This is a genomic window from Streptomyces tubercidicus (assembly GCF_027497495.1).
Classification (GTDB): domain Bacteria; phylum Actinomycetota; class Actinomycetes; order Streptomycetales; family Streptomycetaceae; genus Streptomyces; species Streptomyces tubercidicus.
Window position 1 is genome coordinate 5,403,554 of sequence record NZ_CP114205.1, and the last position, 26,300, is coordinate 5,429,853.

Here is a 26,300-nt window from a genome sequence, read left to right on the forward strand (position 1 = left end):
CATGCGCCGACTGAAACACCTCCTCCGCCCCCTCCCCACCACCCCGACCAACAACGCCCCCACCTCGCCCAACCCCCCACCGGCCAAAGGCTTCCTCACCATCGGCGGCACGACGTACATCGACCCCCACGGCACCTACCCCCTCACCCACCACCTGGACGGCTCCGCCACCCTGATCATCAACGAGACCGACCACTACATCACCGTCGTCACAGAGCGCGACCACGACTACGGCCGCGACCATCACGATCCACCGCCAGTCCCGCCCGCGCGCGGGACCCAACGGGACCTCGTCCTCGCCCCCGGCGAGCGCGCAGAGACATGGAGGGGGGACAGCGTGCGGGTGGGGTGAGGGGAAGCCGTCACCGTTCCCGGCTGGAGATCAGAAGCGCCCGAGTCCAGGCGGCCAGCTGCCGGGTCATCGTCAGCGCGTGGGCACTGCGTGACCGCAGGAACGGAAGGATGATCAGGGCCGGTACGGAGGCCAGGGTCACGATGAGCACGGGCAGCAGGGCGAACGCGATGACGAAGACGCGCTGTGCCCAGCGCGCCTGGGCGAGCAGGCTGTTCAGCCGTGGACGCATGGGGAGACGGGTTCCTTCCGGATTCCTCGATCGGTCGGTGACGCCGTAACTCTCCGGCCGTTCAGATACGTTGCGAAAGGCGCAACGCGTTGCCAATGCCGAGTCAACACATCAGGGGAGCGTCGTGACCACCGTGGCCCGTCATTCCGGGAAGTCGTCGCAGATCGAGCGCGGCGAGATAGCCGAAGTTGCGTCGCTCGGCAACGTGTTGAAGGAGCTGTTCAACACCCTGGGCATCAGCCAGAACCAGTACGCCCGCAGGATCGGCCTCGACAAGTCCGCGGTCTCCCGCTACCTGAGCGGCGCGCGGCTGCCCACCCAGGAGTTCATCAAGCGACTGGTCTCCGAGGTCGAGGAGGACCGCGGCGTGCCGCTCCAGCTGGAGGCGAAAGAGGCCGTCCATCAGCAGTGGCTGGCGGCGCTGCGGGTCTGCGATCCGGCGGAGTACGCGCTTGAGTCCCTGCGGGCGGAGCTGGCCAGGTCGCGGCGGGACACCGAGCGCGCCCGCCGCAATGTCGAGGCACTGCACCAGCTGTTGGAGCAGAAGGAGGCGGAGGCCCGTGACGCCGCCGACGACCTGACCCGGCTGCGACTGGACTGGAGCGCCGAGCGTGCCACCGTCTCACGCGAGCAGATCGAGCTGCGCAGGGAACGTGAGTCCCTCTCCTCCTCGCGGGAAGCGCTGCTGCGGGAGATCGAGCGTCTGAAGGAGGACGTTCGGGAGGCCGAGCGAATGCGTGCCGAAGCCGTGCAGCACAGTTCCGATCTGCGGGAGCGGGTGCTGTGCCTGGAGAAGGAGCTGTCGGAGAGCCGGCCCGCCGGGGCGGCCGGGGAGATTCCACTGGAAGCCCTCAAAGGTCAGCTGTTGCGGATGTGGGAGGAAGAGAACTTCCCGGAGGCCACAAGAGATCTCACGGAGGCTGCCTGGGCGCGGTCGCTCGACGAGGTCGTCGAGATCATGAAGTGGCTGCTGGAGAACGGGGGCGAGGAGAAGCTGAATGTGTTCGCGGCCGACGTCTGCCGCCTTCGCCCGGTCGAGGATGTCATCCGGTTCGTTCCCCAGCTGGATGGACTTTATCGGGGCCTTAACATCGATGCGTGGGTGGTGGCCGCCGCTTCGCGCATGACCGAGCGCAATGCTGATCGCTTCTATGAGGAATTGAAGAAGATCGATGGTCCCGCTGCTCGGCTCGGCGACCGACTGTTGGCCGCGGCGGTGCGTCAGGTCACCGGTGTGTCGGAGGCAATTGCCCTACTGACAAAAGCCACCACAGGCGTGAACCCGCCCTTGCGTCTCGGCGCGACGGTGCGCGCGGTGGCGGCACACTTGAGCCGGGACCCGGGCTTCCCCTTCGCCGTCGCCGTGCGGATGGACGAGGTGGGAGTGCCGCTTATGGCGAGGGGCATCCTCCAAGAGCTGTATCTGTATAGATGGCGGCACTCCCGCTCCGGCTTGTCGGCATTTCATGTGGGCGTCCAACTACTTGACGCCCACACCTGTGGAGCCTTGTTCGTGCTTGTGGCCGAGGCGGGCAGTCGAATAGCCGGTAGGTTTGCCGAGAGCTTGCATCGCGGCGGAGGCGACGATCTCCGGCTGCTCGACCAGTTCCTGGATGAGCTGGAGTCGCGCAAGGCCCTGGATCTTCTCCTTGCCGATGACCCTTCGGGCGAGAGCGTCACCAGCACGGAACTGCGCCGATACGTCCGCCGACGACACCACTGACCAGTCGGCCCGTCCCCCTACCCCCACCACCCCCGAACCCGCTCATAAGCCCCCGCCTCCGCCCCCGCTCGGTCCAACGCATCAAGGGCCGCGCCCAGGACCGGTGGGGCGGTGACCACCTGGGGGACTGCCTTGGGGGCGTGTTCTGCGAGGAGTTGGGTGAGGTGATCGTGGAGGAGGGGGGCGCGGGCGGTCAGGACGCCGCCGCCGAGGAGGACGGGGGTGGGGGTGGTGAGGAGGTTGAGGCGTTTCAGGGTGAGGTGGGCCAGGAGGGCGATTTCTTCTGCCTGGCGGGTGATGAGGGTGCGGGCGATCTCGTCGCCGGAGGCGGCGACCGTGAAGAGGAGTGGGGGGAGTTCGTGACGGCGGTGGGTGGGGAGGTGGTGCAGATGGAGCGCTTCGATCAGTTCGCGCATGGTGGTCAGGCCGAAGTGGGCGGGCAGGGCGCGGGACAGTTCGGTGGGTGCGCCGCGGCCGTCCTCGGCGCGGGCCGCGTGCCACAGTGCCTCCTCGGCGAGGTGCGCACCGCCGCCCCAGTCACCGGAGATCCGGCCGATGGCAGGGAAGCGCGCGGTGGCGCCGTCGGGCCCGAGGCCGACGCAGTTGATGCCGGCCCCGCAGACCACGGCGACGCCCACCGGCTCGCCGTGGTCCGGCAGTCCGGCCCGCAGCAGGGCGAAGGTGTCATTGCGGACGGACACCGTGCGCGCCCACCCCCGGTCCGCGATCCCGGCGGTCAGCCGCGCCTCCTCGACGGGGAGGTCGGCGTTGGCGAGGAAGGCGGAGAGATGGTCGACGGGGGCGGCCCGTCCGGCCTGCGCCAGGACCGTGCGCACCAGCGGAGCCAGCACGTCGACCGCCCGTTCGGTGCCCACCGTCGGCGGCCGGAAGCCGCCGCCCCGGGCCGTCGCGAGCACGCTGCCGTCCGTGGCCACCAGCGCCACATCGGTCTTGCTGTTGCCCGCGTCGACGGCGAGTGCCGTGCCGGTCAGGCCCATGTCAGATGCTCCCGGTTGTGCGCGATCAGCTCGTCGGTGAGCCGTTCCGCGTGGTCGAGCTGGCTGATGAGGGGGTGGGCGAGGAGGGCGGAGAAGACGGCCCGGCGTCCCTCGGCCCGGCCGCCGGTTTTCCGGCCGTTGCTGCCCAGCAGGGCCGCATCGAGGGCGAGTTGTTCGTAGGCGGTGACATGGGCGATCAGTCCGGCGTAATGGGGTTCGAGGGGGCGTACGGGGAGCGGCGCGGCGCCCGTCGCGTCCACGGTTGCGGGGACCTCGATCACCGCGTCGTCGGGGAGGAAGGGGAGGGTGCCGTTGTTGCGGGTGTTGACGATCTGGGTGTCGCCGGTGTCGCCCAGCAGCGAGGAGGTCAGCGCCACGGCGGCCTCCGAGTAGTAGGCGCCGCCGCGCCGGGAGAGCAGTTCCGGCTTCTCGTCGAGCGCCGGATCGCCGTACAGGGTGAGCAGCTGCCGCTCGATGGCGGCGACCTCCGCGGCGCGGGAGGGCTGGTCGCGCAACTCCCGTACGACCGCGTCGTGTTGGTAGTAGTAGCGCAGATAGTAGGAGGGGATGGCGCCGAGGTGGTCGAGGAGGGTGCGGGGCATGCGCAGCCTGTCGGCGAGGGCGTCGCCGTGTGCCGTCAGCAGCTCGGGGAGGACGTCCTGGCCGGCGACGCGTACGGACCGCTCCCAGGTGAGGTGGTTGAGGCCGATGTGTTCCAGCTCGACCTGGCCGGGGTCGACGTCCAGCAGGGCGGCGAAGGTGCGCTGGAAGCCGATGGCGACGTTGCACAGTCCGACGGCCCGGTGGCCGTGGTGGAGCAGCGCCCGGGTGACGATGCCGACGGGGTTGGTGAAGTCGACGATCCAGGCCGCGGGGTTGCGGCGGCGGACCCGTTCGGCGATGTCGAGGACGACGGGGACGGTGCGCAGCGCCTTGGCGAGCCCGCCGGCGCCAGTGGTCTCCTGGCCGACGCAGCCGCACTCCAGCGGCCAGGTCTCGTCCTGGTGGCGGGCGGCCTGGCCGCCGATGCGCAGTTGCAGCAGGACGGCCTGGGCGCCGTCGATACCGGCGTCCAGGTCGCCGGTCCAGGAGATCCGGCCCGGATGCCCCTGCTTGGCGAAGATACGCCGGGCCAGCGCGCCCACCAGCTCAAGCCGCTCGGTGTCCGGGTCGATGAGGACGAGTTCCGCCAGCGGCAGCTGGTCACGCAACCGCGCGAAGCCGTCGATGAGTTCGGGGGTATAGGTGGATCCGCCGCCGACCACGGCGAGCTTGATCCGGGGGTGCGGGGTGCGTACCTGGGGAGAAGGCATTTCCTGAGAAGGCATTTCCTGGGGAGGCGTCATACAGATCAGCCCTTCACTCCGGTGAGCGTGGCGCCTTCGGCGAAGGCTTCGGAACGAGCTGTGCGGCGCCGGCCGGCGTCACGAAGACTCAGCGGTGCAGAACCCCCGCGCCTCGGGACGCCGGATGCGTCTCCGTACGAGCGGCATGGCGGACTCCTTCATAGTGGCGGAAGCCGCGAGGTGTCGCGGGTTCTCCTGCGCAGTCGGCGGTTGTGGGCCCGGGGCGATGGTGGGGGCCGGTACGGCCCGCCGTTGTCCTCGGTAGCCCGGCCGATCAGGTCTTGGACGCGGGGGTCCTTCCCCTCCAGGTGTTCTGCACCGCGCGCATCTGCAGCGCCTGTACGGACATCAGTGGTGCCCGCCGCGGCCGGATTCGGGCAAGCCCTTCCAGGCCAGAACGCCCAACAAGGCGAGGACGACGGCGGCGCTCGCGGTCGCCACCGCGAAGCCGGTGTCGAAGGCGCGCTCGGCAGCGCCCCGCAGCGCGTCGCCGACCCGTCCCCCGGCCCGTGCGGCCACTTCGGTCGCGGCACCGAGCGAGCCGCGTGCGGTGTTCCACTGCTGCGCCGAGGCGCCGGGCACCGGGGCGAAGTCGGAGCGGTAGACCAGCGACAGCACGGTTCCCAGGACGGCGACGCCGAGCCCCGCCCCGAGAGAGAAGGCGGTTTCCTGGACCGCTCCGGCCTCTCCCGCCCGCTCGGGTGCCGCCGCGCCCAGAATCGCATCCGAGCCCAGTGTCATGACCGTTCCGGAACCGAGCCCCGCGGCCACCAGTGCGACGTAGTTCGCGGCGCCGAACAGCGTGCACGCGGCCAGTGCCAGCGCGCACAGCACCAGGCCGCCGGAGAGGCCCCGCCGGTGTCCCCACCGCGCGGCGAAGCGCGGCGCCCCGGCCGCGCCGGCGGCGTTGGCCAGCGCCAGCGGCACCAGAGCCAGACCGGCGCCCAGCGGCGAATATCCTCCGAGGAGTTGGAAGCGCTGGGTGAGCAGGAAGAGCAGTGCGGTGTACGCGCCGTAGCACCCCAGGATGCACAGGGCGGAGAGGGAGAAGCGGCGGTCGGCGAACTGTGCGATGTCCAGCAGCGGGTGGCGGATACGACGCTGCCGGACGACGAAGCCGATCAGGAGCGTCATGCCGAGGAGCCCGGTGGCCCAGACCACCGGCCGGGAGCCGTCGCGCTCGCCCAGCTGCTGGAAGGCGTACACGACGGTGCCGAGCCCCACGGCCGACAGCCCGGCGCTGACCGCGTCCCACCGGTCATGCCGTGCGTGGCGGGACTCGGGCACCAGCAGGGCGCAGCCGACCACGGCGAGCACCACGATCGGCACATTGACCAGGAACACCGCACCCCACCAGAAGTGCTCGATCAGCAGCCCGCCCAGGAGCGGCCCCACGGACACTCCCACGCTGTTCGCCGCGGTCCACAGACCGATCGCCACCGACCGTTCCCGGTCGTCGGGGAACACGGCCCTGATGAGGGCGGGCGTGCTCGCCATGAGCATCGCTCCGCCGACCCCGAGTACCGCCCGAGCGGCGATCAACTGCCCCGGGGTGACCGACAGGGCCGCACCCGCCGACGCGAGCCCGAACACCACGAATCCGGCCGTCAGCATCCGCTTGCGCCCGAACCGGTCCCCGAGCGTCCCGAAGGCGATCAGCCCGGCGGCCACGGTGAGCGCATAGCTGTCGACGATCCAGAGGAGCGCGGATCCGCTCGGCAAGAGCTCCCGGCTGATCGTCGGCACCGCCACATGCAGCACCGTCAGGTCCATCCCGACCATGAGCAGGCCGGCGCACAACACGCCCAGCACCGCCCATCGGTGAGGGGTCTTCTGTTCTGTCTCCGTCAGCACTCCGCTACTGTGTGCGGCGCTCAACTCCTGCCACAAGTACGGTCTTTGATGTGCCTCGGTACCCCTCCGGCCGCATAGTTCCCGTCGGTATACCTGGCTACAGTGATCATCATGAGGCGGGTGCGCGAGCAGGTCGACATGATGGCCGAGTGGTGCAACACCGAGGTGGTGCTCTCGGTCGTGGGCGGGAAATGGAAGCTGCTGATCGTCAAGTACCTCCTGTTGGGCACGCACCGATTCGGCGAACTCAAACAGGCCATGCCCACCGTCACCCAGCGGATGCTGACCCGGCAGCTGCGGGAGCTGGAGGGCGACGGTCTCGTCTCGCGCACGGTCTACCCGGAGGTGCCGCCGAGAGTGGAGTACGCGCTCACCGAGGCCGGGGAGAGTCTGCGGGACATCATCGGTCAGCTCGACGCCTGGGGCAGCTGGTACCGCCATCACCGGAAGGCCGAGGTGCGGGACGAGGATCAGGCGGGGGACGAGGACCGGGCGACGACCGAAACCTGAGCCTCAGCCGGCCGGTCGGCGCAGCGAGACGAGAAGGGGCGCACCGACCACACGTCGGTGCGCCCCGCCCCGTCGTTTCGCGGGAGCCGTCAGGCCGTCCCCCGCCTACTTCCCCAACTTGGACGGCGAAGAGATCGGATTCGTCGCCAGGGACTGCGGCGACAGCGGGTTGTTGAGGGCCGACGGGGCGGCCATGGCGGCGGCGGGGTCGGTGGCCGCCGCTTCCTCGTCCTCGGGGAGGGGGCGCGGGGCGAGGTGGACGCCGGCCGCGTCCAGGGCGTGCTTGATGCGCCAGCGCAGTTCGCGCTCCACGCCGAGGGCCTTGCCGGGCATGGTCTTGGCGGAGACGCTGATGGTGACCGTTTCCAGATGGACCTCGCTCAGGCCGAGGACCTCCACGGGCTCCCACAGCTGCTCGTTCCAGGGCTCGGCCTTGGACATCTCGTCGCCGGCGGCGGTGATGGTGTCGCGGGCCCGCTCCAGGTCCTGGTCGGCGGCGATCACCACATCGACGGCGGCCGTGGACCAGCCCTGGCTGAGGTTGCCGATCCGCTTGACCTCGCCGTTGCGGATGTACCAGATCGCGCCGTTGGGGCCGCGCAGCTTGGTGACGCGCAGACCGACCTCGATGACGGTGCCGGTGGCGACGCCCGCGTCGATCTCGTCGCCGACGCCGTACTGGTCCTCCAGGATCATGAAGACGCCGGAGAGGAAGTCGGTGACCAGGTTGCGGGCGCCGAAACCGATGGCCACACCGGCCACACCGGCGCTCGCCAGCAGCGGTGCCAGGTTGATCTTCAGGACGGAGAGCACCGTCAGGGCGGCGGTGCCCATGATCACGAAGGAGGCGACGCTGCGCAGCACCGAGCCGATGGCCTCGGAGCGCTGCCGGCGTCTCTCGGCGTTGACGAGCAGTCCGCCCAGCGCGGTGCCCTGGGCGGCGGCCACGGTGCGGTTCATCCGCTCGATGAGCTTGGTGATCGTGCGGCGAATCACATGCCGCAGCACCACCGCGATCACGATGATCAGCAAGATCTGCAGGCCGGACGTGAGCCACGTCCCCCAGTTCTCCTGCACCCAGCCGGCGGCGTTGGTGGCCTTGTCCGTGGCGTCGTCGAGGGACGCCGGGCCGGATGAGCCGGGTGTGGCGGCGCTCAGGTGCGCGGCAGCGGCCGGCGAAGCAGACCAGAACACAGTCGAACCTTCCGTGTGGGACAGCAGACCCGGGCCTCGGTGGGACCCCAGGGACCGGGCAGACCAACCACACTAACGGGGCAACGTGGACGGCCCGCGCTCTTGTTCGAACAGGCAGGTTTCGCGCGGGCGGGAAAGAGCGGGATCCGGACAGCGGTGCCACGGTGTGGTGGAAAACACCTCCGGGCCGTTACTCGGTCATGGTGGCGCTCCGACCAGGCAGCGGGGGACACTGTGGGGAGATCGTCCCGGCGCGAGCCACGCGCCGCCGGCGTACAAGGAGGCACCCGTGCCGCATGTCCTGGTCCTCAATGCGTCGTACGAGCCGCTCGGCGTCGTACCGCTCCGCCGCGCGCTCATCCTCGTCCTCAATGAGAAGGCTGTCAGCCTTGAGGAATCCGGCGCCCTGATGCACAGCGCGACCCGCGTCATCCCTGCTCCGAGCGTGGTCCGCTTGAAGCGGTTCGTGCGGGTGCCCTTTCGGGGCCCCGTGCCACTGACCCGCCGGGCGCTGTTCGCCCGTGACGGCGGGCGCTGTATGTACTGCGGTGGCGTCGCAACCAGCGTCGACCACGTCATCCCGCGCAGCCGCGGAGGTCAGCACACCTGGGAGAACGTCGTCGCCGCCTGTCGGCGCTGTAATCACGTCAAGGCCGACCGCCATGTCGCCGAGATCGGCTGGCGGCTCCGGCATCAGCCCGCCCCGCCGTCAGGACTGGCGTGGCGGATCATCGGTACGGGCCATCGTGACCCGCGCTGGCTGCCGTATTTGCAGCCGTACGGCGCGGATGACGCCCTGGCCCGGATCGACGCCGTATCGGCGTAGGTCCGGGTTTCTCCGTCCGGGGGCGGTCGGGGGCGGCGCCGGGTGCGCGGTTCCCGACGGCCCCCGGGCGCTGTCAGGGCCTGTCTTTCCCGTTCTCGCGGCCAGGTTCCTGCTTGCCGCCCGGCTTCCCGTTGTCGCCCGGCCCCTCGGCCCTGCCTCCCGGCTCACCCTTGTGCCCCGGCTCGTCGTTGCCGCCCTGCTCGCCCTTGCCTCTCGGCTCGTCCCCGCCGCCCGGCTCCGCCACCGCGTACGCCTCCACCGACCACAGCGAGTAGCCGAAGCGGGTGGCCCGCTTGTCGCCCTGGATGCGGACGAACCGGGCGTCCGGGGCGTCCATCCTGAGGGACTCCCGGCCGCCCTTGCCGTCGCGGACGGTGGCCGCCGTGCGCCAGGTGCGGCCGTCCGGTGAGACCTGGATCCGGTAGCGGGCGGCGTGGGCCTCCTGCCAGTGGAGGACGAGCCGGCCCAGGTGGGTCGGATGGGCCAGCGCGAACTGGAGCCAGGCGCCGTCCTCGGCGGTGGACGACCAGCGGGTCCTCGGATCGCCGTCGGTGGCCGCCGACGCCGGGAAGTCGGGGGTCTCGTCCCCGGAGGAGGTGGCGACGGCGCCGCGCGCCAGGTCCGTGCCGCCGGTGCGCGGATAGGTCCGCACCGTCAGGGTCTGCTGCGCGCCGCCGAACTCCACCGGGATCTCATACGTCCCGGAGCGGGCGTTCGCGGGGACATCGACCGTGACGCGGACCGTGGCGGTGCCGCCGCGGGGTGCGGTGACCTGCTCCGGGGCGTGCACGGTGAAGCCCTTCGGCGCCCGGACCGAGAGCTTTCCGCGGACATCGGCGGGGCGGCGGGAGTAGATCATGGCGTCCACCGTCGCCCGGTCGCCGGGCTGGGCGTCCGTCTCCTTGCGGGACAGTTCGAGCCCGGCCGCCTCGGTGTCCTGGAACCACGGGGTCAGGGCCTTCACGGCCGGGGCCTTGGTGCCCTTCTCCCAGGTCAGCCGTACCGCGTCGGCCCGCAGCCGCGGGGTGTGCGCCTCCGTCCAGCCGGTGGCGGCGAGCCGGCCCAGGCGGCGCCAGCCCTCGCCGGGGACATGCGCCTCCAGGGAGACCGCGGCCGCGGCGGGGTCCGGTTCGGTCAGGGCGGTGACCGCGGCGAGCCGGCGGGCCCGCTCGAAGGGCACGGTCAGGGACGTCCGCTCGGCGTCCTCGTCGGGCCGCGGGGTCGGGCGGCGGGCGCCGGTCCAGGCGTCGGCCTCGGTCATCGCCCGCTCCAGGAACGGGGCGAGCACCCCCTTGCCGACCGTCGCCGGGCTGCCCGCGATCTCCTTGCGCAGCCGCTGCGCCGTGCGCTGGGCGGACCAGGCGGCGTCGCCGTCGTCGTGGGCCTGCGCCATCAGCGTGTCCACGGCGTGCGCACCGGCGTTGCCGTAGCGGGCCAGCTGCTCGGCCCAGGGGCGGATTTCGGCGGCCAGCTCCGGATTCAGGTGGTCCGGTGCGGTGCTCATGGTGTGGAACGCGCTGCGCAGCTTACGGGCCGCCTTGGCGAGATCCGCGTCCCGGCCGGGCCGGCCGTGGTTGGTGGCCACCTCGCGGGCCGCCCAGAAACGGTCGATCAGCACCCGCAGATACCGCGACTCGGTCCGGTCCAGCACCGAGGAGGAGTCGTTGCCGGCCAGCGCCCGCAGCGCGGCACGGGCCCGCGGGTCGCCGCCCGCCAGATCGTCGACGGCCGCCTCCCAGGACTCCGCCGGGCGGTATGCGCGGGGGTTCCACGCATAGTCGGCGGCCGTGAACAGCGGGATACGGGAGGCCAGCGGCTGCGCCATGGCGTTGGCGAGCAGCGCCGAGGAGCCGGTGGCCACGGCCGGCTCCCGGCCCCGGTACGGGCCGAGGAAGATCCGGTCCTGCGCGAAGTCGTTGACCGGGTAGTTGTCCATGGTCACCATCGGGTGGCCGAACGCCTCGCGTGCGGTGGACAGTTCACCGCCGGTGATGGTCCGCGGGACCACTCCGACACCCGTCCAGGCCACCTCGACCCGCTCGCCCAGCGCGTCGGAGAGGGCGCTGCGGTACGCCGTCGAGCCGTCCTGGTAGTACTCGGTCGGCATCAGCGACAACGGCGCGGCCTCCGGGTGCCGCTCCGCCAGGTGCGCGGCGAGGGCATTGGCGATCCGGGCCTGCGCCTTGGCCGCGGCCCGCGGGCCGGTGCCGTAGGTGTCCGCGTCCGCGTCGCAGTGCCACTCGCTGTAGCTGACGTCCTGGAACTGCAGCTGGACGGAGCGCACCCCCAGCGCCCACATCGCGTCCACCTTGCGCCGCAGCGCCCGCAGATCGTCCTCGGACGAGTAGCACAGGTCCTGGCCGGGGGAGAGGGCCCAGCCCAGCGTGACGTGATTGGCGCGGGCCCGCTCGGCCAGCGCCCGGAAGCCGGCGCGCTGCGCGGCCGGATAGGGCTCGCGCCAGCGGGCCTGGCGATACGGGTCGTCGCCGGGCGCGTACAGATAGTGGTTCTGCTTGGTGCGCCCCATGAAGTCCAGCTGGGCGAGCCGCTGCTGCTGGCTCCACGGCTGCCCGAAGAACCCCTCGGTGGTGCCGCGCACGGCCGTACCGGGCCAGTCCCGTACGGCCACCGAGGCCAGCTGCCGCCCGGTGACCAGCTGCCGCATGGTCTGCGCGGCGTGGAAGAGGCCGTCCGGGCCGACGCCGTCCAGGGCGACCGTGTCCCGGCCCGCGACCTGGCCCACGGCGAGCCGGTAGCCGCCGGAGGGCAGATCCCCGCGGGCCGGTGCGTGCAGCGCCCGCAGGGCCTTCGCGGCCTGCTCGCCGCCGACCAGGATCACCGGCCCGTCCGCGGGCAGCCGGTCGCCGGGCGCATACGTCCGGACGGAGTGCACCCCGGCGTCGCGCAGCAGCCCGCGCAGCGCGTCCAGCGTGGCGGGATCGGTGTCCGGCGCCGCCACCAGTGCCGCCTGGCCGGTGAGGGGCACGGCGGCGCCGAGGTCCCGCATCGACTGGGGGCGCGGCCAGACGGCGGGTGTGTGCCCGGCGCCGGTCGGCCGGTCCGGCTGGTCGGGCGTGCCGACGGCGGGCTCCACGGGCGCGGCCTGGGCGCCGGGCGCCCCGCCCAGCAGACCCCCGATGACCGCGGCGGCCAGTGCGGTGGTCCCGGCCACCCGTGCTCGGGCGCCCGCTCCGCTCCCCCTGCCGCCCCTACCGATCTTTCCGACGCTCCATACGCCCCGGCCTCGCACGGCTGCTCCTCGTCCCCGTCCCTCACCGCCGGTCCGCACCGGCGCCCCATTTTTCCCCGCCGGTGCCCGTTCGGACGGACTCTCGGCCGTGAGCCCACCATTGTGGCGGTGAGGGTGTCAACAGGGCCATAGCGGGCCCCCGGAGGGTGGTGTATGGGCGGGTTCGGGCGGTGTCGTGGACGGGGTGCGCGGGGGGCCACAGGTCCGCAAAACTTCCGCAGAACTTCCGTAGAACTTACGTCGCCGGGACCGCTTTCCCCGCGTTCTCTGCGCCTCCCGGTGTTCCCCGCAGTGAAATCGCCTGCGTGCGGCATAATGTGAGGTGGGTCACGTTTCGTGACCGGATACGTCTGCGATCGTGCCGACGGGGTAGGGCCCATCGTGTCCCACTACCAATGAACGGGAGGCCCTCGTGGCCGCGTCCGCTCAACTGCTCCTCGACGCTCTGTCCTCCAAACCGGAAGGTGCGACGATGGAGTCCGATCTCTTCGACGGGGTGTCCGACCCCGATTCCGGCCTCGACGGCTCCGGCTCCTACAGCTTCGTCGAGCCGCCGCTGACCAGCGAGCCTCCGCTCGCCGACCTCGCCCCCCTGACCAGCGAGGTCCCGATCGCCGCCGAGCTGCCGCTGACCAGCGAGCCGACGGCCGCGGGCATGGGCACGGAGTCCATGGAGGTCTGAGGACCCATGGGCCGCGCGCGGCTCGCCCGGCTGCACGGCATCGCCACGTCGTACGCACCCTCGCCGGGCACGAGCGTCCCGATCCCCGACGGCACCGTCGTCGCCGTGCTCGCCGCACTCGGCGTCGATGCCTCGACCCCGCACGCCGTACGCACCGCACTGGCCGCGTACGAGAACGCCGCGGACCGCGCCCTGCTTCCCCGCACCGTCGTCGCCCGGCCGGGCCGCCCGCCCGACCTCACGGGTCTCCCCGAAGGGACCGTCCTCCGGGTCGAGACCGACGACGGCGGGACGGTGGACCCGGTGGCGCCCGATCCGGCGGCGCTCGCCCGGCTGCCCCTGGGCGTCCATGTGCTGCACGCCCGGACGCCCTGCGGCCGCACCGCCCGCGCCCCGCTGATCGTCGCCCCCGACCGGGTGCCCGTACCTGCCGGCCGCAGCCACGGCTTTCTGGTGCAGCTCTACTCGCTGCTGTCCCGCCGGTCCTGGGGCATGGGCGACCTCGGGGACCTCGCCGACCTCGCCGCCTGGTCCGGGCGCGCCCTGGGCACCGGCTTCCTCCAGCTCAACCCGCTGCACGCGGCCGTCCCCGGCCCGCCCACCGACCCGTCGCCGTACCGGCCCTCCTCCCGCCGCTTCCCCGACCCGGTCCATCTGCGGATCGACCACATCCCGGAGTACGCCCACCTCACCGGCGCCGCGCGCTTACGGGCCGACGAGCTGGCCGCCCGCGCCGATGCGCTCCGTTGCGAGGTGCTCGAACGGGGCGCGCTGATCGACCGGGACGCGGTCTGGGCGCTCAAGCGGGAGGCGCTGGAGCTGCTGTGGGCGGTGCCGCTCAGCCCCGGCCGAAGGGCCGCGTACTGCGACTTCCTCGCCGAGCAGGGGCAGGCGCTGGAGGACCACGCCACCTGGTGCGCGATCGCCGAACGGCACGGCCCGGACTGGCGCGGCTGGCCCGCCGGGCTGCGCGATCCACGCTCCCCGGGCACCGCCCGGCTGCGGCACCGGCTGCTGGACCGGATCGACTTCCACTGCCGGCTGGCCTGGCTCACCGACCAGCAGCTGGCCGCCGCGCAACGGGCCGCGCGGGACGCCGGGATGCCGATCGGGCTGGTGCACGACCTCGCCGTCGGCGTCCACCCCTCCGGCGCCGACACCTGGGCGCAACAGGACGCCTTCGCCGCCGGGATGTCCATCGGGGCGCCGCCGGACGCCTTCAACGCCCGCGGCCAGGACTGGGGCCTGCCCCCCTGGCGCCCCGACGCGCTGGCCGCCGCGGGATACGCCCCCTACCGGGAGCTGCTGCGCGGACTGCTGCGGCATGCCGGGGCGCTGCGGATCGACCATGTGATGGGGCTGTTCCGGCTGTGGTGGGTCCCGGAGGGCCGGCCGCCGACGGAGGGCGCCTATGTCCGCTACGACGGTGAGGCGATGCTCTCCGTACTGGCCCTGGAGGCGCGGCGGGCCGGTGCCGCGGTGATCGGCGAGGATCTGGGCACCGTCGAGCCGGGCGTCCGCGCGGCGCTCGCCGCCCGGGGCGTGCTGGGGACGTCGGTGCTGTGGTTCGAACGGGACTACGGGGACGGGGAGCCCCCGGAGGCGGAGGCGGAGGCGGAGGCGGGGGACGGGGCGGCGGAGGCCGCGTCCGGTGCCCCGGCCCGCATCCTGGCGCCCGAGGAGTGGCGCAGCGACTGTCTCGCCACCGTCACCACCCACGATCTGCCGACCACCGCGGCCCGGCTGGCCGGTGAGGACGTCGCCCTGCGGGAGCGGCTCGGGCTGCTCGCCGGGCCGCCGGAGCGGGAGCGGTCCCGTGCGTCCCAGGAACTCACCGAGTGGCTGCGGGAGTTGGTGCGGCGCGGGCTGCTGCCCGAGGGGCCGGGCGACGAGGAGGCGGCGGTCCGGGCCGTGCACCGCTTTCTGCTGTGCACCCCGGCGCGGATGGTCGGGGTCTGGCTGCCCGACGCGGTGGGGGACCGGCGCCCGCAGAACCTCCCCGGCACATGGGACGAGTACCCGAACTGGCGCCTGCCGATCGCCGGCCCCGGCGGCCGCCCGCACACCCTGGAAGAACTGGCCGCCTCACCCCGGTTGCACGCCCTGATGCGGGAGTTGTCGAACGGGAGCCGTTAGGGAGTGAGCGGCATCCCCTGGGGCCGTCGGCGGTTGTGCCACCCCGGGCGCGCGGGGCGCCGGGGCGTCCGATACGTTGACTTCGTGAGCAACAAGGTCAATAAGAATGTCCTGCGCGCCGGAACCATCACCGCCGGCACCGCGCTGATGCTGCTGATGTCGTCCCCCGCGTTTGCGCTCACCCGCGACGATGGTGACGACCCGGGTCCGGGTCTGAGCGTGATCGAGACGCTCGGCCTCTACGTCGCTTTGCCGATCGTGCTCTTCCTGGTCATCGCCGGGCTGGTCATGGTGGGCGACAAGTCCCGCAAGCAGGCCGACTCCAAGGTCTGACACCGGGCACCACGTGACGCCTCAAGGGCGCCACTCGGTTCACAGAACCGAGTGGCGCCCTTTGTCGTACCTGGATATTTCCGCAGGTGGAAAAGGGGTTGCGGGGTCGCGATCGGGCGATTTTGGGCCGGTTTGCGAGGGGCCGCATTTAACCGGCCCTAACCTACGATGACGTAACCTACGGAGCCGTAGGTAAAACCTGCGGCCCCGTAGGTCATCGTCCCCAGGAGTTCCCCCCGTGACCATCGCCCCCGCCCGCCATAACGGAGAGCTCGGCCAGGCCGCCTGGAGCGACGCCCAGTTGCTCTACGCCCTCGAAGAGGTCGTCGAGAAGGAACTCAACCGCCATCTGAAGGTCGCCAAGGACTGGATGCCCCACGAGTACGTACCGTGGAGCGACGGGCGCAACTTCCCCGGCCCGCTGGACGGCGACGCCTGGGACCCCGAGCAGTCCAAGGTCAGTGACATCGGCCGGATCGCCCTGGTCGTCAACCTCCTCACCGAGGACAACCTCCCCAGCTACCACCACGAGATCGCCACCCTCTTCGGCCGCGACGGCGCCTGGGGCACCTGGGTGCACCGCTGGACCGCCGAGGAGGGCCGGCACGGTATCGTGATGCGCGACTACCTGCTCACCAGCCGGGCCGTCGACCCGGACGAGCTGGAGCGGTTCCGCATGGCCCATATGTCGGAGGGCTTCGAGTCCGACAACGGGCACAGCATGCTGCACTCGGTGGCGTATGTCGCCTTCCAGGAGCTGGCCACCCGTATCTCGCACCGCAACACCGGCCACCACTCGGGAGACCCGGTCTGCGACCGGATGCTGGCCCGGATCGCCACCGACGAGAACCTCCACATGGTCTTCTACCGCAACCTCCTCGGTGCGGCCTTCGAGATGGCGCCCGACCAGACGATGTGCGCGGTGCGCGATGTCGTCACCGGCTTCCGGATGCCGGGCCACGGGATGCCCGGCTTCGAGCGCTCCGCCGCCCGGATGGCCATAGGCGGGATCTACAACCTGCGGATCCACCACGACGATGTGCTGCAGCCGGTGCTGCGCTTCCTGAAGGTGCTGGAGATCGGCGGGCTGGGCCCGGCCGGGCTGGCGGCGCAGGAGGAGCTGGGGCTGTACATGGACGGCCTGGACGGCCAGGCGCGGAAGTTCGACGAGCGCCAGGCCGCCATCCTGGCCCGCCGCGAGGCCAACCGCCGCGGCTGAACCGTCCGGCCCGGCCCGGCCCGCCCACGGCCGCCGGCCCGCACGCCACCACCGACCGCACCCGGTCACCCGCCGCCCCGGTCACCGTCCGCTCACGGTGGCCGGGGCGGTCGGTGCGTACGCTGCCCGCATGGCCGACTGGGACCTCAAGAAGCTGCGTATCCTGCGCACCCTCCAAGAGCTGGGCACGGTCACCGCGACCGCCGAGGCGCTGCACATGACGCCCTCGGCGGTCTCCCAGCAGCTGACCGGGCTGGCCAGGGCGCTCGGGGTGACCCTGCTGGAGGCCCACGGCCGCCGCGTGCGGCTGACCGACGCCGCCGAGCTGGTGCTGCGGCATGCCGAGGCGGTCTTCGCCGAGCTGGAGCGGGCCGACGCGGAGCTGCTCGGCTACCTCCAGGGCGAGGCCGGCCAGGTGCGGGTCGGGGCCTTCGCCACCGCCATCCCCGCGCTGGTGGTCCCCGCCGTACAGGAGCTGCGCCGCAGCCACCCGGGGCTGTCGGTCGCCGTACGGGAGGCGGAGGCGGAGGCCGCGTACGAGCTGCTGGCGGAGGGCAGCGTCGATCTGGCGCTGTCGCTGGCGGCGCACGCCCCCACCCCGCGCGACCCCAAGTTCAGCCGGGTCGCGCTGCTCGCCGACCCGCTGGACGTGGCGCTGCCGGCCGGCCATCCGCTGGCCGCCGCACCGGGGCTGCGGCTGGCCGATCTGGCGGACGAGCCGTGGATCTTCGGCAGCAGCGGGCCCTGGTCGCAGATCACCACCACCGCCTGTGAGCACGCCGGGTTCGTGCCCGAGCAGGCGCACGCCGCCGCCGACTGGAGCGCGATCTGGGCGATGGTCGCGGCGGGGATGGGGGTGGCGCTGGTGCCCCGGATGGCGCGGGCGGGCGGCATCGGCGCCGTCGGGCGCGGGGGTGACGGGGTCGTGCTGCGGGTGCTCTCCGGTGACCAGCCGCGCCGCCATGTGGTCGCCGCCGCCCGGCGCGGTTCCGAGGGGGCGCCGGGGCTGGCCCGGGTGCTGGCGGCGCTCCGGCGGGTGGCCGCCGCGCAGCCGCCGGGAGAGGAAACCGTTCAGTCCAGCTGAATGTATTCCTCAAAAACTTTCGATGGACCTGTGGGGTGGTCCGCTGCGACGGTGAAGTGGTCCGCACGTCCCCCACCGAAGGGCCACGATGACCGCCAACCCGGCCGCCGACTCCACCGATCCGCACGCCAACGACGCCCAGCCGTACGGCGGCGGAGACCCCTACGCCGACTACCGCGGCGGGGACTTCCCCTTCACCTCGCTCGTCGATCTCGCCGACCGCCGCCTCGGTGCCGGGGTGCTCGCCGCGAACGACGAGTTCTTCGCCGAGCGCGAGAATTTGCTGAAGCCCGGCCCGGCGGTCTTCGACCCCGAGCACTTCGGCCACAAGGGCAAGATCATGGACGGCTGGGAGACCCGGCGCCGCCGCGGCACCGACGGCGACCACCCCTTCCCGGCCGATGACGCGCACGACTGGGCGCTGATCCGGCTGGCCACCCCCGGCGTGATCCGCGGCATCGTCGTCGACACCGCCCACTTCCGCGGCAACTACCCCCAGCAGATCTCCGTCGAGGCCACCGCGCTGCCCGGCAGCCCCGGCCCCGAAGAGCTGCTCGGTGACGACGTGAAGTGGGAGGAGCTGGTCCCGCGCACGCCGGTACGCGGCCACGCCGCCAATGGCTTCGCGGTCGGTGTCGAGCGCCGCTTCACGCATCTGCGGCTCAAGCAGCACCCCGACGGCGGGATAGCCCGCCTCCGGGTGCACGGCGAGGTCGTGCCGGATCCGGCGTGGCTCGATGTGCTCGGCACCCTCGACCTGGCCTCGGTGATGCACGGCGGCACCGTCGAGGACGCCTCGGACCGCTTCTACTCCTCGCCCACCCAGATCATCCGGCCCGATCTCTCCCGCCAGATGGACGACGGCTGGGAGAACCGCCGCCGCCGGGTCAGGGGCACCAACGACTGGGTGCGCTTCCGGCTCGCCGCGCAGGGCGAGATCCGGGCGGTGGAGATCGACACCGCCTGCCTCAAGGGCAACTCCGCGGGCTGGGCCGCGCTGTCCGGGTGTGACGGCGACCCGGCCGACGAAGCCTCCTGGTTCGAGATCCTGCCGAAGACGAAGCTCCAGCCCGACACCCCGCACCGCTTCGCCCTGCCCGCGGCCGTCACCGCCACCCACGTACGACTCGACGTCTTCCCCGACGGCGGCCTGGCGCGGATGCGGCTGCACGGCACCCTCACCGAGGCCGGCCGGGCCGCGCTCGGCCGCCGCTACGACGAGCTGAGCGGCTGAGCGCACCTCCTGCTCCGGTGCCGTGGCGGCGGAAGCACCTCCCGCCGCCACGGCGAGCAAACCCGGTCAGACCGCCGCGTCCGCCGCCTGCGCCTTCAGCGCCCGCTCGATCCCCGCCCGCGACTCGGTCATCAGCCGGCGCAGCGCCGGAGTCGGCTCGGCCGAGGCCAGCCAGGCGTCCGTGGCGTCCAGGGTCTCCTGCGAGACCTGGAGCGCCGGGTAGTGGCCCACCACGATCTGCTGCGCCATCTCATGGCTGCGCGAGCCCCAGATGTCCTTCACCGCGGCGAAGTACTTCGCGGTGTACGGCGCCAGCAGCTCCCGCTGGTCCGGCTGGACGAAGCCGCCGATGACGGCCTCCTGGAGGGAGTTGGGCAGCTTGTCCGACTCCACCACCGAGGCCCAGGCCTCGGCCTTCGCCTCCGCCGTGGGACGCGCCGCACGCGCCGTCGCGGCATGCCGCTCGCCCGCGGAGGTCTTGTCCCGGTCCAGCTCCGCCGCGATGGCCTTCTCGTCCGCCCGGCCGGTGGCCGCCAGCCGCTGCAGCAGCCCCCAGCGCAGCTCGGTGTCCACGGCGAGCCCGGCGATCTCCTCCGTACCGTCCAACAGGCCCTGGAGCAGGTCCAGTTGGTCGTCCGTACGGGCCGAGGCGGCGAACGCGCGGGCCCACGCCAGCTGGTGGTCGCTGCCCGGCTCGGCCGCCCGCAGCTGCTCCAGCGCGGCCGCGGTCCACGTCGCCAGACCCGTCTCCCGCCACTCCGGAGCCGCGTAGAGGTCCAGCGCCAGCTTCACCTGGCGGTGCAGCGACTGGACGACGCCGATGTCCGACTCCTTGCCGATGCCCGACAGCACCAGCGACAGGTACTCACGGGCCGGCAGTTCGGCGTCCCGCGTCATGTCCCAGGCCGACGCCCAGGACAGGGCGCGCGGCAGCGACTCGGTGAAGTCGCCGAGGTGTGCGGTGACGGCCTTCAGCGACTCCTCGTCCAGCCGGACCTTGGCGTACGACAGATCGTCGTCGTTGAGCAGCAGTACGGCCGGGCGCCGGGTGCCCACCAGCTGCGGTACGGCGGTCAGTTCGCCGTCCACGTCCAGCTCGATCCGCTCGGTGCGCACCAGCTTGCCGTCGCGCAGCTCGTAGGCGCCGATCGCGATCCGGTGCGGCCGGAGCACCGGCTCGCCCTTGGCGCCGGCCGGCAGTGCGGGGGCCTCCTGCTTCACCGCGAAGGAGGTGATGACGCCCTCGGCGTCCACCTCGATCTCCGGCCGCAGGATGTTGATCCCGGCGGTCTCCAGCCACTTCTTCGACCAGGTCTTCAGGTCACGGCCGGAGGTCTCCTCCAGCGCGCCGAGCAGATCCGACAGCCGGGTGTTCCCGTAGGCGTGCGCCTTGAAATAGGACTGCACGCCCTGGAAGAACTCGTCCATGCCGACATAGGCCACCAGCTGCTTGAGGACGCTGGCGCCCTTGGCGTAGGTGATGCCGTCGAAGTTGACCAGGACGTCGTCGAGGTCATTGATCTCGGCCATGATCGGGTGGGTGGACGGCAGCTGGTCCTGCCGGTACGCCCAGGTCTTCATGGAGTTGGCGAACGTCGTCCAGGAGTGCGGCCACTTCGAGCCCGGGGCGTACGCCTGGCAGGCGATCGAGGTGTAGGTGGCGAACGACTCGTTCAGCCACAGGTCGTTCCACCACTCCATGGTGACCAGGTCGCCGAACCACATGTGCGCCAGCTCGTGCAGGATCGTCTCCGCGCGGACCTCGTATGCCGCGTCCGTCACCTTGGACCGGAAGACGTACTGGTCGCGGATGGTCACCGCGCCGGCGTTCTCCATCGCGCCGGCGTTGAACTCCGGCACGAAGAGCTGGTCGTACTTCGCGAACGGGTAGGCGTAGTCGAACTTCTCCTGGAACCACTCGAAGCCCTGCCGGGTGACCGCGAAGATCTCGTCGGCGTCCAGGTGCTCGGCCAGCGACGGCCGGCAGTAGATGCCCAGCGGCACCGTCCGCCCGTCCTTCTCGTAGCTGCTGTGCACGCTGTGGTACGGGCCGACGATCAGCGCGGTGATGTAGGTGGAGATCCGCGGGGTCGGCTCGAAGCGCCAGACGTTGCCGCTCGGCTCGGGCGTCGGCGAATTGGAGATCACCGTCCAGCCCTCCGGGGCCTTCACGGTGAACTGGAACGTCGCCTTCAGATCCGGCTGCTCGAAGGAGGCGAACACCCGGCGGGCATCCGGCACCTCGAACTGGGTGTAGAGGTACGCCTGTTGGTCCACGGGGTCGACGAAGCGGTGCAGCCCCTCACCGGTGTTGGTGTAGGCGCAGTCCGCCACGACCGTCAGCTCGTTACGGCCGGCCGGCAGCCCCGCCAGCGCGATCCGCGAGTCCTGGAACACCGCGCCCGGGTCCAGCGCCTCGCCGTTGAGCACCACTTCGTGCACGGCCGGTGCGACCAGGTCGATGAAGGAGTCCGCGCCCGCCTCGGCGACGTCGAACCGCACCGTCGTCACGGACCGGTACGTGCCACCCCCCTGTCCGTCGTCGCCCGGGGTACCCCCTTCCTGAGCGCCGGAGAGGTCGAGATCGATCTCATACGCGTCCACGGTCAGCAGGCGCGCCCGCTCCTGCGCCTCGTCGCGGGTCAGATTCGTGCCAGGCACCCGGCCATCTCCTTCGTATGGGTCATCACTTCGGACTCTTCGGCCATCCTTCCACGTGGCCCCCGGGGAAGAGGGGGTGGTATTTGGGGTGGCAAGGTGGTAGCCCTATCGGTAGCATCGAGGGTATGAAGATCAGTGTGAGTCTTCCGCAGGAGGATGTCGCCTTCGTTGACGAGTACGCCGCCAGAACGAAAGGCGAATCGCGGTCCGCCGTGATACACGCCGCTATTGAGCTGCTGCGTGCCGCGCAGCTCGAATCGGAGTACACCGAGGCGTTCGCCGAGTGGGACGAGAGCAAGGACGCGGCACTGTGGGACCGCGCGAGCGGGGACGGGCTTGCCGATGAGGCGTGGTGACATCTACATGGTCGACCTTGAGCCGGTGCGCGGCAGTGAGGCAAGCAAGGTCCGCCCGGCCGTGATCGTGTCCAACAACGGCGCCAACCAGTCGGTCGAGTCCAACCGGCGCGGGGTGGTCACGGTCGTTCCCCTGACGTCGAATACCTCGCGGGTGCTCTCCTTCCAGGTCTTCCTCGGAGCCGACGAGTGCCGTCTGCCCAAGGACTCCAAAGCCCAGTGCGAGCAGCTGCGCGCCATCGCGCTGGAACGCGTACTCCACAAGGTCGGCTCGGTGCCGCGCCAGCGCATGGCCGAGGTCGACGCCGCGCTCCGTCGTCATCTGGCCCTCTGACCTGAGCTTTCGGCGCCAGCCGAGGAAAGGTCCCGCCCGGCCGCCGCCCACAACGCGCCGTCCGATTCCCGCCAGCACGGTGCGCCCGCGACGCCGAGGCTGGAGACATGACGACATACACCGCGCACACCACCCCCACCACACACCCGGCCCGCCCGGACACCCCCACCGGCTGCACCGCGCGCGCCATCCCGGAGGCCGCGCTCAGCGAGCTGAGGGGGACCGACGACGCCGGGCGGCCCGCCGAACCGTTCACCGCCCGTGCGGACGGGGTGCCGCAGGACGCCGTCGGGGCGCCGCTGCGCTGCTGTCTGCGGGACGTGCGGGCCGGTGAGCGGGTGGCGCTGGTCTCGTATGCGCCGCTGCGTCGCTGGGCGGCCGGGAGCGGGGCGGAGCCCGGGGCGTACGACGAGCAGGGGCCGGTGTTCATCCACGCGGAGGCGTGTGGCGGGCCGGACGGTGCGGCCGGTCGGTATCCGGTCACGAGGGCCGGTGCGCTGCGCGTGCTGCGCCGCTACAACGCCCGGGGGCAGATCACCGGCGGCCGGTTCCTGGAGGTCCCGGAGGATGCCGAGGCCGCGTTCGATGCCGCCCTCGGGGAGGCGTTCGCGGACCCCGAGACGGCGCTGGTGCACGTCCGGGCGGTGGAGTACGGCTGCTTCCACTTCGAGGTGCGGCGGCCCTGACACCGCAAACGGCGGGTGCCCGTACGGAGACTCCGTACGGGCACCCGCCGTCGTGCGAGGGGGCGGTCAGCCGCGCAGCTCCGCGGCGACCAGCTCCGCGATCTGGACGGCGTTCAGTGCCGCGCCCTTGCGGAGGTTGTCGTTGGAGACGAACAGCGCCAGACCGTTCTCGGCGGTCTCGTCCTCGCGGATGCGGCCCACGAAGGACGCGTCCTGGCCGGCGGCCTGGAGCGGGGTGGGCACGTCGGAGAGGGTGACGCCGGGGGCGCCGGCCAGCACCTCCTGGGCGCGCGCGGGGCTGATCGGACGCGCGAAACGGGCGTTGACCTGGAGCGAGTGGCCGGTGAAGACCGGGACGCGGACGCAGGTGCCGGACACCTTCAGCTCCGGGATCTCCAGGATCTTGCGGCTCTCGTGGCGGAGCTTCTGCTCCTCGTCGGTCTCGTTCAGACCGTCGTCGACGACCGAGCCGGCCATCGGCAGCACATTGAAGGCGATCGGGGCGACGTACTTGTCCGGCTCCGGGAACTCCACCGCGGCACCGTGGTGCGTCAGCTTGGTGGCGTCCTGCTCGATGACCTTGCGGACCTGGCCGTCCAGCTCGTCCACACCGGCCAGACCGCTGCCGGAGACCGCCTGGTAGGTGGCGACGACCAGGGAGACCAGACCGGCCTCGTCGTGCAGCGGACGCAGCACCGGCATCGCGGCCATGGTCGTGCAGTTCGGGTTGGCGATGATGCCCTTGGGCCGGTCCGTGATGGCCTGCGGGTTGACCTCGGAGACGACCAGCGGGACCTGGGGGTCACGGCGCCAGGCCGAGGAGTTGTCGATCACGACCGGGCCGGCCGCGGCGACCTTCTCCGCCAGCGCCTTGGACGTCGCGCCGCCGGCCGAGAAGAGGACGATGTCCAGCCCGGAGAAGTCCGCGGTGGCCGCGTCCTCGATGGTGATCTCGGTGTCCTGCCAGGGCAGCGTGCGTCCGGCGGACCGGGCCGAAGCGAACAGCCGCAGCTGCTCGACCGGGAAGTTCCGCTCGGCGAGAATGCCTCGCATCACGCCGCCGACCTGTCCGGTGGCTCCGACGATTCCGATCCTCATGGGACTCCTTCTTTCTGGCCTGGCTCGGGTGTCTGCTCGGAACACCTGCTCAGTCGTGCCTCCATCATGTGTGTGATACCCGTCGCCTTGTCCAATCCGTTCCGGTCCGTGGAGGGCCGGACAGGGGGATGGGTGCGGAGCGTGATCGCACCCGCGCGGACTGTGACCTCCGATCCGTGGCGGGTACACCGGATACCCCGCGGGGTGAATTCCCGGTGACCGCCGGCCGCACCCCCGGGCAGCGCTCCATGACCGGCCGATGGACGGCGGATGCCTGTCCGGTGATGGGTTCTCCGCGTTGCCGTGGCGTTCACGCGCAGGTCACCCCCGGTGCCAACCATCCAAGGTGACAGGGCAGTTGTGCTGCCCGGCCGCCTTCGTGTTCGCACCCGGGGAGCCCGCGTATGTCCCGTATCCGGTCCGCCGCCACCAGTCTCGACCGCCGTACGTTCCTCGCCGCCACCGGTGCCGTCGGCGCCGCCACGGGGCTGGGGCTCGCCTTCGGCCCTGACCGCACGGCGCAGGCCGCCACCGTCAGCCCCGGCCCGGCCCCGGCCGCGCCCGTACCGGTCGACGCCCCCGCCGTCCCGCGTGTCCCCTACACCAAGGGCACCACGCTCGGCAGCGTCTCCGCGCCGCGCGGCAGCGGAGGCTACCGCCGGCTCGGCGACGGCCCCGCCTGGGACCGGGTGGTCCGCAGCGAGCTGGGCACCGCGCACGGCGGGCGGGACGAGCGGCGTACCGCGCTGGCCTCGTTCGTGCAGTTCACCGATCTGCATCTGGTCGATGTGCAGAGCCCGCTGCGCTACGAGTACCTGCGCGCCGAGACCGCCAGCGCCTGGCGGCCGCAGGAGGCGCTGTCCGTGGCCGGGGTGGTCTCGCTGATCGAGCGGGTCAACGCGCTGCCCGGCGGGCCCGCCACCGGCGCCCCGCTGTCCTTCGTGATGACCACCGGTGACAACACCGACAACAACTCCAAGCTGGAGCTGGAGTGGTATCTGACCGCGATGAGCGGCGGCAAGATCACCCCCAACTCCGGCGACCGGCGCCGCTACGAAGGCGTCCAGGACAGCGGGCTGAAGCTGTACTGGCAGCCGGACAGCGCGGTGCGCGACGCGGACAAGCAGCAGGGCTTCCCGCGGCTCGACGGGTTCCTGGACGCGGCGATCCGGACCGTCCACAGTCCCGGCCTGCGGCTGCCCTGGTACTCGACGGTCGGCAACCACGACTCGCTGCCCGGCGGCTGCTATGCGCCCGGTGACCCCTTCTGGACCGAGGTCGCCACCGGGGAGCGCAAGCTGGAGACGCTGCCCGCCGCCGAGGCCGCGAAGGTGTGGCAGGCGGTCAAGAAGGGCCTCGACCCCAAGGGCGAGGACTTCAAGCAGCTGCTGAAGACGCACGCCAAGCAGTCCAGGACGGTCACCCCCGACGAGCGGCGGGCCCCCTTCACCCGGACCGAGTATCTGCGCGCCCACCTGGACCCGGCACACACCGGCCCCGGCCCGCACGGCCACGGCTACACCGCCGCGCACCTCGAAGGGAACCGCCTCTACTACAGCTTCCGGATCTCCGACCACGTCCTCGGCATCAGCCTGGACACCACCGACCCCGGCGGCCACTACACCGGCTCGGTCGGCGACGCCCAGCTGCGCTGGCTGGAGCGGACCCTGAAGGAGAACGAGAAGGGCGAGAAGGCCCATGTGCTGGTCTTCAGCCACCACACCAGCAAGACGATGAACAACATCAACCCCGACCCGGCCCGGCCGCAGGAGAAGCGGCACACCGGAGCGGAGCTGGTCGAGGTGCTCGCCGCGCACCCCGCCGTCGTCGGCTGGATCAACGGTCACAGCCACAAGAACGAGATCATCGCGCACGACAGCTTCTGGGAGATCTCCACCGCCTCCCACATCGACTTCCCGCAGCTGGCCCGGGTCATCGAGCTGGTGGACAACCACGACGGCACGCTGTCGCTGTTCACCACCCTGATCGAGTCGGCCGCCCCGCACCGTACGGACTTCAGCGACCTCTCGCAGACCGGCCTGGCCGCCCTCTACCGCGAACTGTCCTTCAACGCCCCCGAGGCCCGCACCGACCTCGCGGGCACGGCCCGGGACCGCAACGTCGAGCTGCTGCTCAAGCGCTGACGGGCGGCCCGGGGCCGTTCTAGGCCCTGTCGTCAAACTCCCGCCTGC

General features: G+C 71.8%; 22 protein-coding genes. 14 read left to right on the forward strand and 8 right to left on the reverse strand.

The features are described 5' to 3' along the window. Window position 1 precedes the first annotated feature (1 nt). The gene (locus STRTU_RS23465) at window positions 2-352 is read left to right on the forward strand and encodes a hypothetical protein (RefSeq protein WP_159745882.1); all 351 of its coding nucleotides are present in this window, start codon (window positions 2-4) and stop codon (window positions 350-352) included. A gap of 10 nt (window positions 353-362) precedes the next feature. Here the strand turns inward: STRTU_RS23465 and STRTU_RS23470 are convergent, their stop codons facing one another. Next, a complete protein-coding gene (locus tag STRTU_RS23470; RefSeq protein WP_159745884.1) occupies window positions 363-584 on the reverse strand; it encodes a hypothetical protein in 222 nt (73 codons plus the stop codon). A gap of 124 nt (window positions 585-708) precedes the next feature. Here STRTU_RS23470 and STRTU_RS23475 point away from each other — a divergent pair, with 124 nt between their 5' ends. Continuing rightward, window positions 709-2,307: a helix-turn-helix domain-containing protein gene (locus STRTU_RS23475; RefSeq protein WP_159745886.1), complete on the forward strand. Its 1,599-nt coding sequence runs from the start codon at window positions 709-711 to the stop codon at window positions 2,305-2,307. A 17-nt stretch (window positions 2,308-2,324) separates the two neighbouring features. Here the strand turns inward: STRTU_RS23475 and STRTU_RS23480 are convergent, their stop codons facing one another. The 3 genes from STRTU_RS23480 to STRTU_RS23490 form a co-directional block, all read right to left on the reverse strand. Beyond that, the gene (locus STRTU_RS23480; protein ID WP_159745888.1) at window positions 2,325-3,305 is read right to left on the reverse strand and encodes an N-acetylglucosamine kinase; all 981 of its coding nucleotides are present in this window, start codon (window positions 3,303-3,305) and stop codon (window positions 2,325-2,327) included. Then, entirely contained in the window at window positions 3,296-4,582 is a 1,287-nt protein-coding gene (locus tag STRTU_RS23485; RefSeq protein WP_159747176.1) for a 6-phospho-beta-glucosidase, read from the reverse strand. Before STRTU_RS23485 ends, STRTU_RS23480 begins: the two co-directional genes overlap by 10 nt. Before the next feature lie 417 nt (window positions 4,583-4,999). Continuing rightward, window positions 5,000-6,505: an MFS transporter gene (locus tag STRTU_RS23490; protein ID WP_218039313.1), complete on the reverse strand. Its 1,506-nt coding sequence runs from the start codon at window positions 6,503-6,505 to the stop codon at window positions 5,000-5,002. A 111-nt stretch (window positions 6,506-6,616) separates the two neighbouring features. On the opposite strand from STRTU_RS23490, the gene STRTU_RS23495 reads away from it, so the two are divergent. Continuing rightward, on the forward strand, window positions 6,617-7,015 hold the full coding sequence (locus STRTU_RS23495; RefSeq protein ID WP_159745890.1) for a winged helix-turn-helix transcriptional regulator: 399 nt from the start codon (window positions 6,617-6,619) through the stop codon (window positions 7,013-7,015). 105 nt (window positions 7,016-7,120) lie between these two features. On the opposite strand, the gene STRTU_RS23500 is transcribed toward STRTU_RS23495, so the two are convergent. Further along, window positions 7,121-8,209, reverse strand: a complete 1,089-nt coding sequence (locus STRTU_RS23500) for a mechanosensitive ion channel family protein (protein ID WP_174878915.1) — start codon at window positions 8,207-8,209, stop codon at window positions 7,121-7,123. Window positions 8,210-8,498: 289 nt separating this feature from the next. On the opposite strand from STRTU_RS23500, the gene STRTU_RS23505 reads away from it, so the two are divergent. Further along, window positions 8,499-9,035, forward strand: coding sequence for an HNH endonuclease (locus tag STRTU_RS23505; RefSeq protein WP_018088296.1), 537 nt, complete (start codon window positions 8,499-8,501; stop codon window positions 9,033-9,035). A 73-nt stretch (window positions 9,036-9,108) separates the two neighbouring features. Here the strand turns inward: STRTU_RS23505 and STRTU_RS23510 are convergent, their stop codons facing one another. Then, window positions 9,109-12,207 carry a glycoside hydrolase family 84 protein gene (locus STRTU_RS23510; protein ID WP_159747179.1) on the reverse strand — a complete coding sequence of 1,033 codons (3,099 nt, stop codon included), beginning with the start codon at window positions 12,205-12,207 and terminating at the stop codon, window positions 9,109-9,111. 490 nt (window positions 12,208-12,697) lie between these two features. Between STRTU_RS23510 and STRTU_RS23515 the strand changes: the two genes are divergently transcribed. The 6 genes from STRTU_RS23515 (at window position 12,698) to alc (ending at window position 18,973) form a co-directional block, all read left to right on the forward strand. Next, complete coding sequence (locus STRTU_RS23515; protein ID WP_159745892.1) at window positions 12,698-12,967, forward strand: hypothetical protein; 270 nt, start codon at window positions 12,698-12,700, stop codon at window positions 12,965-12,967. A gap of 6 nt (window positions 12,968-12,973) precedes the next feature. Then, window positions 12,974-15,103, forward strand: coding sequence for a 4-alpha-glucanotransferase (gene malQ / locus STRTU_RS23520; RefSeq protein WP_159745894.1), 2,130 nt, complete (start codon window positions 12,974-12,976; stop codon window positions 15,101-15,103). An 84-nt stretch (window positions 15,104-15,187) separates the two neighbouring features. Next, a complete protein-coding gene (locus tag STRTU_RS23525; RefSeq protein WP_159745896.1) occupies window positions 15,188-15,436 on the forward strand; it encodes a hypothetical protein in 249 nt (82 codons plus the stop codon). A gap of 238 nt (window positions 15,437-15,674) precedes the next feature. Next, a complete protein-coding gene (locus STRTU_RS23530) occupies window positions 15,675-16,655 on the forward strand; it encodes an acyl-ACP desaturase (protein WP_159745898.1) in 981 nt (326 codons plus the stop codon). A 130-nt stretch (window positions 16,656-16,785) separates the two neighbouring features. Further along, entirely contained in the window at window positions 16,786-17,739 is a 954-nt protein-coding gene (locus tag STRTU_RS23535) for a LysR family transcriptional regulator (RefSeq protein WP_159745900.1), read from the forward strand. An 88-nt stretch (window positions 17,740-17,827) separates the two neighbouring features. Further along, complete coding sequence (gene alc / locus STRTU_RS23540) at window positions 17,828-18,973, forward strand: allantoicase (protein WP_159745902.1); 1,146 nt, start codon at window positions 17,828-17,830, stop codon at window positions 18,971-18,973. A gap of 66 nt (window positions 18,974-19,039) precedes the next feature. Here alc and pepN read toward each other — a convergent pair whose 3' ends face one another. Next, window positions 19,040-21,634, reverse strand: coding sequence for an aminopeptidase N (pepN, locus tag STRTU_RS23545; RefSeq protein ID WP_159745904.1), 2,595 nt, complete (start codon window positions 21,632-21,634; stop codon window positions 19,040-19,042). Window positions 21,635-21,759: 125 nt separating this feature from the next. On the opposite strand from pepN, the gene STRTU_RS23550 reads away from it, so the two are divergent. The 3 genes from STRTU_RS23550 (at window position 21,760) to STRTU_RS23560 (ending at window position 23,010) form a co-directional block, all read left to right on the forward strand. Further along, window positions 21,760-21,990 carry a ribbon-helix-helix domain-containing protein gene (locus STRTU_RS23550; RefSeq protein WP_159745906.1) on the forward strand — a complete coding sequence of 77 codons (231 nt, stop codon included), beginning with the start codon at window positions 21,760-21,762 and terminating at the stop codon, window positions 21,988-21,990. After that, window positions 21,977-22,324: a type II toxin-antitoxin system PemK/MazF family toxin gene (locus STRTU_RS23555; RefSeq protein WP_159745908.1), complete on the forward strand. Its 348-nt coding sequence runs from the start codon at window positions 21,977-21,979 to the stop codon at window positions 22,322-22,324. Before STRTU_RS23550 ends, STRTU_RS23555 begins: the two co-directional genes overlap by 14 nt. Window positions 22,325-22,431: 107 nt before the next feature. Further along, window positions 22,432-23,010, forward strand: a complete 579-nt coding sequence (locus STRTU_RS23560) for a DUF1203 domain-containing protein (RefSeq protein ID WP_159745910.1) — start codon at window positions 22,432-22,434, stop codon at window positions 23,008-23,010. Window positions 23,011-23,076: 66 nt separating this feature from the next. Here the strand turns inward: STRTU_RS23560 and STRTU_RS23565 are convergent, their stop codons facing one another. Continuing rightward, window positions 23,077-24,108 carry an aspartate-semialdehyde dehydrogenase gene (locus STRTU_RS23565; protein ID WP_159745912.1) on the reverse strand — a complete coding sequence of 344 codons (1,032 nt, stop codon included), beginning with the start codon at window positions 24,106-24,108 and terminating at the stop codon, window positions 23,077-23,079. Between the two features lie 404 nt (window positions 24,109-24,512). Here STRTU_RS23565 and STRTU_RS23570 point away from each other — a divergent pair, with 404 nt between their 5' ends. Beyond that, window positions 24,513-26,252: a TIGR03767 family metallophosphoesterase gene (locus tag STRTU_RS23570; RefSeq protein WP_159745914.1), complete on the forward strand. Its 1,740-nt coding sequence runs from the start codon at window positions 24,513-24,515 to the stop codon at window positions 26,250-26,252. The last annotated feature ends 48 nt before the right edge of the window (window positions 26,253-26,300 follow it).

Excerpts from the sequence above, each read along its gene's own strand:
- STRTU_RS23465 (WP_159745882.1), top strand. The coding sequence starts at position 2 with ATGCGCCGACTGAAACACCTCCTCCGCCCCCTCCCCACCACCCCGACC.
- STRTU_RS23470 (WP_159745884.1), bottom strand. The coding sequence starts at position 584 with ATGCGTCCACGGCTGAACAGCCTGCTCGCCCAGGCGCGCTGGGCACAG.
- STRTU_RS23480 (WP_159745888.1), bottom strand. The coding sequence starts at position 3,305 with ATGGGCCTGACCGGCACGGCACTCGCCGTCGACGCGGGCAACAGCAAG.
- STRTU_RS23495 (WP_159745890.1), top strand. The coding sequence starts at position 6,617 with ATGAGGCGGGTGCGCGAGCAGGTCGACATGATGGCCGAGTGGTGCAAC.
- malQ (WP_159745894.1), top strand. The coding sequence starts at position 12,974 with ATGGGCCGCGCGCGGCTCGCCCGGCTGCACGGCATCGCCACGTCGTAC.
- STRTU_RS23535 (WP_159745900.1), top strand. The coding sequence starts at position 16,786 with ATGGCCGACTGGGACCTCAAGAAGCTGCGTATCCTGCGCACCCTCCAA.
- alc (WP_159745902.1), top strand. The coding sequence starts at position 17,828 with ATGACCGCCAACCCGGCCGCCGACTCCACCGATCCGCACGCCAACGAC.
- STRTU_RS23550 (WP_159745906.1), top strand. The coding sequence starts at position 21,760 with ATGAAGATCAGTGTGAGTCTTCCGCAGGAGGATGTCGCCTTCGTTGAC.
- STRTU_RS23555 (WP_159745908.1), top strand. The coding sequence starts at position 21,977 with ATGAGGCGTGGTGACATCTACATGGTCGACCTTGAGCCGGTGCGCGGC.
- STRTU_RS23560 (WP_159745910.1), top strand. The coding sequence starts at position 22,432 with ATGACGACATACACCGCGCACACCACCCCCACCACACACCCGGCCCGC.
- STRTU_RS23565 (WP_159745912.1), bottom strand. The coding sequence starts at position 24,108 with ATGAGGATCGGAATCGTCGGAGCCACCGGACAGGTCGGCGGCGTGATG.
- STRTU_RS23570 (WP_159745914.1), top strand. The coding sequence starts at position 24,513 with ATGTCCCGTATCCGGTCCGCCGCCACCAGTCTCGACCGCCGTACGTTC.